Origin of the sequence: Microcystis sp. LE19-41.2A, from assembly GCF_027530405.1 — a bacterium.
GTDB lineage: Bacteria > Cyanobacteriota > Cyanobacteriia > Cyanobacteriales > Microcystaceae > Microcystis > Microcystis aeruginosa.
On record NZ_JAPZQJ010000200.1, the window covers coordinates 1 to 2,996 of the forward strand.

Annotated in this window: 3 protein-coding genes; 1 reads left to right on the forward strand and 2 read right to left on the reverse strand. The window is 43.0% G+C overall.

Annotated elements, in window-relative coordinates; translation table 11 throughout:
• A partial coding sequence (mnmA, locus tag O9290_RS08960) for a tRNA 2-thiouridine(34) synthase MnmA (RefSeq protein ID WP_288055369.1) occupies positions 1-846 on the reverse strand: 846 nt, incomplete at its 3' end.
• Between the two features lie 102 nt (positions 847-948).
• Here mnmA and O9290_RS08965 point away from each other — a divergent pair.
• Complete coding sequence (locus O9290_RS08965; RefSeq protein WP_288055366.1) at positions 949-1,593, forward strand: hypothetical protein; 645 nt, start codon at positions 949-951, stop codon at positions 1,591-1,593.
• Between the two features lie 228 nt (positions 1,594-1,821).
• Here the strand turns inward: O9290_RS08965 and O9290_RS08970 are convergent, their stop codons facing one another.
• On the reverse strand, positions 1,822-2,799 hold the full coding sequence (locus O9290_RS08970) for an alpha/beta fold hydrolase (RefSeq protein WP_288055363.1): 978 nt from the start codon (positions 2,797-2,799) through the stop codon (positions 1,822-1,824).
• Positions 2,800-2,996 lie beyond the last annotated feature (197 nt).

Genomic DNA, 2,996 nt, shown 5'->3' on the forward strand with positions numbered 1-2,996 from the left:
AACCCAGTTCATCCTTCCGACAAGACAAGCGGCACTAACGGCACTGGCGCGATTACCGACGATAACCCGATTCATGACGGGATCGAGTTTTACCACATAGAGGGGTTCGGCGGCGGCGATGCCGATGCCTTTGCGTTGTCCGATCGTATAATGATGGATACCGCTATGTTTACCCAAAACTTTGCCATCGAGATCGACGATATCGCCCTCACTAACAGCGATATACTTATCCAAGAACGATCGCATCGTTCCGTGAGCTTCAATCAAGCACAAATCCTGACTATCGGGTTTATCTGCTGTTTTTAAGCCGAATTCCTGGGCAATCCTGCGGGTTTCTGCCTTGGTTTGTTCTCCCAAGGGAAATAAAGTCCCACGCAGTACATCTTGAGTTAGATCATAGAGAAAATAGGATTGATCTTTATTTTTATCGACGGCGCGCAGCAGTTGATAACGGTTATTTTCCGGAGAAAAACGAATTCTAGCGTAGTGACCGGTGGCAATAGTATCCGCTTCTAAGGTTTCCCTAGCATAATGCAGCATCGGGCTAAATTTTACCGCTTTATTGCACTGAGAACAGGGCAGCGGTGTGATTCCCGCTTCGTAACCGGAAACCAGATAATCAATAATTTCTTTTTGGAAAAGCTCGCGACTATCGACAATATGATGGGGAACCCCCAACTGCTCACAAATAAAGGCCGCATCTACCATCCCCTCGGAGCAGCATTGACCTTTACCCTTCATTAACCACAGGGTCAAGCCAATAACATCATAACCTTGAGCGTGTAAGGCGGCAGCGGCAACAGAGCTATCTACTCCCCCCGATAGACCGACAACAACTTTTCCCATAAACCTTGTCATGATTTTTAACCAATATACTTTCTAGACTAGCATCTCCTCCTTTAAAATTTGGACATGGTGTACCCAAATCTCGTGTGAGGACAAGCTAGTATGATGAGAACAAACCTACTGTTTTTCTCGGCCTTATTTTGGTTAAAAGTCGGGATAATCGCTCAAGCAACGCTGCTGCTAAAAGCAAACTTATCTTTTGCCCAGAATCTTTATCCCGGTCGTCGTTTGCCCCCACCGCCGGCGGTGAGACAACCAACTAAACGTTCAGACAGTCCCAGTGCTGTTAATTGTTCCCAATGTTCACCCTTAAATTTACCCCCAGTTAATTCTCCTTCAGTTCGTCCTCTGGTGGCGGACCCAGTTTCCGGTAATCAACCCCTGAGAGAATACGTTTTTCAAGCTCCCGCTACCGTGCGTCCTGCCGATGCTACGGTGGTTAATAATCATAATCGTCAAACTGTCAATTCACCTGCCCCCACACCGCAAAATCGCACCAATAAACCCCCTTCTCCCCCACCACAGCAGCGGGTTATTGCGACTAATCAACTCTTTCGGGTTGAAGTTCAGAGTAATAGTGCAGCAGCGTTGGCAAAAATTCAAGAAATTGAACCCCTCGCATTTATCCGCGCGGGAGAAAATGTTATTCAAGCGGGGTTATTTCAGCAACAATACCAAGCTAAACAACGGTTACAAGAGTTAACTAGACAGGGTTTTAGCGCCGAGATTATTACCCTCAATAATTAGGGTTTGCGGCAAAAAGTCTGTTGGTGGGGTTAGGAGTCAGGAGTCAGTAGCCGGTCGTCAGGAGTCAGGAGAATTAAGTAAGAATGAACGATAGCTTCATGCCTATTTTTCTCATTTTTGAACTCTCAAAAGTTAATTATGCAATAATTCTCTAGTATTTCAGCTAATCTCGAGCGAATCTCTTGCCTCTTGCCTATCCTAACTAGGAAGTTAACTTTACCTTATTACTTAGCACACAGAGTTAATTTTGTCAAGCAAAATTCTCACCGCATCGATCATCACATCCGGTTGATCCATCCAAACAAAATGGCAACTTTTATCCGCTTGTATTTCTATAAAATCTCCGGATAACTTGCCTAATTCCAGGTGCATCTCCTCCCGGAGTCGGTTGGCACTTTTGAGGGGAATAAAGCGAGTCCAAAGGGAAGGTTTAAAAAAAGAATTAGCTTTAATACTAACTATCGGTAAATTACCGAAATTGTTAGCCTCACTCACCTGACGAGCGCTTTGGTCGAGATTAAACATTTCTCTACTCATCGTCATCCAGTGTTTAGCGCGACAGAAAGAACGCTTAACTCGATGACAAGAATCTGGGGAAAAGCGACGTAATTCTGGTTTTAATAATTCAAAAACTCCCAGAACTCTCAAAACTCGGATAATGCCTAAAATTGAGCCGATAATCGACATCCAAAATCCAGAGATGAAAAATAATTTTAATGCCTTTAATGCTGGCGACATTTTCAGCATTCCCTGCTCGTGTAAACCATCGGTGAGTACCAAACCTACTACTTTTTCTGGGAACAGATGAGCATACAGTCGAACATTATAACTGCCAAAAGAATCACCAACTAAAATATAAGGTGGTTCTATTTTTGCCTGGGTTAGTAATTGATCTAATTCCTGAACAATTTGGTAGCTATTTCGTGGATGGGGACTAGGATCGCTCCAACCATAACCGGCTCGATCATAAATACAAACCCTAGCTAATTGTGACAATTCTTCTATCAAAAAATATCCCTCAATTCCTCCTAAACTATGGTCAATAATAATAGTGGGACTAGCCGTTCCCGCTAGACAAAAATGTAGGCGATATTTACCCAGATTAATCAAATGACCCGGCGGTGCTTTTTGTTCTTCTAACCAAACAGATAATGTCTGATAAACTGTCGTCGCTACTAGGATAATTACCCGAATTGATAAAGACATAACTACACCTCTTGTAAAAATAAAAAATTCTTGTGGTTGCTGGAGAAGTAAGAATGATTAAGTAGCTGGTTATAATTAAATTAAAAATGGATTTTAGGTTCGATCCCCCCTGCCCCCGTTGATCTATCCATTAGTCACATCTTTCTTAACATAAAATTTGACAAAAAGAGAAAAGTGTGCCAGATGGCTCAAGGGGG